Here is a 2,435-nt window from a genome sequence, read left to right on the forward strand (position 1 = left end):
CGCCAGCTGCGTGCGCTGATGGTCTCGTCGGCCCAGCCGAAGAAGAGCAGCGCGTTGGCGAGCTGGTCCAGCGCGATGAGCACCTGCAGCAGCCATAAGACGATGCGAGCCTTCATCACGCCTCCACTGCGAAGACCGTCACGCCGGCGAACTGCATCTGGAAGCCGGCGGGCAGCGCGGAGTTCACCGCGGCCTCGGTGGTCGACCAGACACCCGACTCGCGCAGGGGCACGCGGATGGTGACGATGCCGTCGGCCATGTCGGCCAGCACGACGCGCTCGCGGCCGTCGCGCGAGCGGACCGGCATGCGGAAGCGGTCGGTGAGCGGCAGCACCTTGCCGTCCGGCCCGCGCAGCTCTGCGATGAAGGTCAGCTCCGTGCCGGCCGGGCACGTCACCTCCGCCATGCCATGGACGACGGTGTGCACCTGGTGCTCGGCGTCGGCCGTGATCTGCGTGATGGCCAGCTCAGGGCGGAAGGCCTGGGCGGGCGCCTCGTAGGCTGGCGGCGCCACATGGGTGAGGCGCCAGCCGGCGAGCGTCAGGACAGCGTACTGGCCCGCGGGGATCTTCGCGGGCGGCTGGCGGGCGGTCCAGCCCGAGGGCACGACGGAGTCATCAGGCTGCTGGCGAGTGCGGCCGGTCCAATAGCCGCCGGCTCCCAGCTCGAAGAGGTTGGTCATGAAGGACTTTCTTAGCGCAGGCGAGCCATCAGGCCCGGGAGATAGGGGAGGTGGGCATAGGTGGCGTAGTCGTTGGCCAGGGCATAGGTGCGCACCCGCAGCTTCGCTGGCGTGCCCGCCACGAAGTCGACGACCTTGAGCTGTCCGGCCGCCGGGTCGTACCAGTTGCAGCTGGTCGAGGGATACGGCAGGAACCTGGCGTTGTCCGGCGAGTCCGGGAGGCCGCCCACGAAGTTGTCGGCCGCTCGCGTGGTCCGCACCGCGAAGGAGCCGCTCACACCGACCACGTGCACGAAGTGCCGGTCATTGGACGGCGTCTTGTCGATGACCACGGCCTCGGACCAGGCGCGATCCGTCAGTCCATGCAGCGTGCCCACCTTGCCGCGTCCCGCATTCAGCCCGCCGATCACGCTGGCCACGCCCGTGTTGCAGTCATAGCGCTGGCCCGTGGTCGCATTACCCAAGGTGTTCGTGAGCAGCCGCCAGCCCGTGTTGTCGTGGCCGGTATGGACCTGCAGTGGCAGGCCCGCCCAGTTGGCCGGCATCTTCATGACCGCGGCGGCGCTGAAGACCCAGTAGTAGCTACCATCCCCGCCCTTGGTCAAGTATTGACGCATGCCATAGATGGATCCGATGGGGGTAAGTGCGAGCGTGGACGGACCGTTTGAGTTGAGGGCGGCACCGTTGAAGGTGGCCTTGCTGAGCGCCCACGCGCCGCTCCCGAACACCGCGTAGTGGACCTCGCTCACGCCCGCCCCGGTCACTCGACCGCCGACTACCCTGCAGCGCTGGGCCGAGGTGCCATCGGAGGGGATGGCCAGCGAGGAGACGGTGTTGTTGGTGGGGTTCAATGCATACAGGCCCGCGGAGGCAGGCGAGGCCTGGTTGATCTGGACGCCGACGTAGTAGTAGCCCGTCCCGCTGGCCACCATCTCGGCGTCGGCCGACACGGAGTCCAGGGTCACATAGCCAGATGCCACCCCGACCAGTTCCTTCGGAGCGCTCCACGTCTGCCCGGAGTCGTTGGAGATGGTCGTGACGATGGAGTACCGATTCGCCGCGGTGACGCCGACCAGCACCAGCAGGACACGTCCGGCGCCGAACCACTCCAGCGACTCGGCGCGCCATTGATTGGCTGCGGAGGGCATCGCCGGCAGGTCGACGGCCTGCCAGTTGGCGCCCGCGTCCGACGAGCGCCACAGCCGGTAGGCCGTGATGTCCGTGACGCCCGTGCCGGAGCTGAGGCCTGCCGCGATGAAGGTGCTGCCGAAGGCCAGGTACTTCATCTGGCCTACGCTCTGCACGCCAGCGCGCATGGCCACGTCCGTGGTCGCCTCGGTCGGGGCGCTGTTGAAGAAGCGCACATCGCCCACGATCTTGGCCGCATCCGGGTAGGCCTCGCGGGACACCAGCGAGCCGTCCAGCTGGCACCAGCCGGGGGGCAGGACGGACGGGTCGACCTGCAGCGCGGGCATCAGCGCGCCGGACGGCGGCCGGGCCTCTCGGGCCGCGGCATGGGTAAGGGGATCGAAGCCACTCATGTGTCAGATCTCGGTTGCATTCATGCCGGTCACTCGGCCGCCGGCGTAGCTGTAGGTTTCGGTGCGGGTGACTCCCGCGAAGGTGCTCACGATGGTGGCCACGGTCCCGTCGCTGTTGTAGGTGAGCGTGGTCTGCCGGGGGAGGCCGGCCACGGTCTCGTCGACGCGCTGGGGGCGGCCCTGGGCGTCATAGGTGATGCCGATGACGGAGG

At 68.9% G+C, this 2,435-nt stretch carries 3 protein-coding genes; all 3 read right to left on the reverse strand.

Annotated features, from left to right (window positions below; all coding sequences use genetic code 11):
- Positions 1 to 115: 115 nt before the first annotated feature.
- Entirely contained in the window at positions 116 to 682 is a 567-nt protein-coding gene (locus ACE3OU_RS18725; protein WP_374243073.1) for a hypothetical protein, read from the reverse strand.
- An 11-nt stretch (positions 683 to 693) separates the two neighbouring features.
- Positions 694 to 2,223 carry a hypothetical protein gene (locus ACE3OU_RS18730; protein WP_374243074.1) on the reverse strand — a complete coding sequence of 510 codons (1,530 nt, stop codon included), beginning with the start codon at positions 2,221 to 2,223 and terminating at the stop codon, positions 694 to 696.
- Positions 2,224 to 2,226: 3 nt separating this feature from the next.
- The coding region (locus tag ACE3OU_RS18735) for a hypothetical protein (protein WP_374243075.1) at positions 2,227 to 2,435 on the reverse strand (209 nt) is incomplete at its 5' end.

Source organism: Zoogloea sp. (assembly GCF_041908905.1).
In the GTDB taxonomy this organism is placed as follows: Bacteria; Pseudomonadota; Gammaproteobacteria; order Burkholderiales; family Rhodocyclaceae; genus Zoogloea.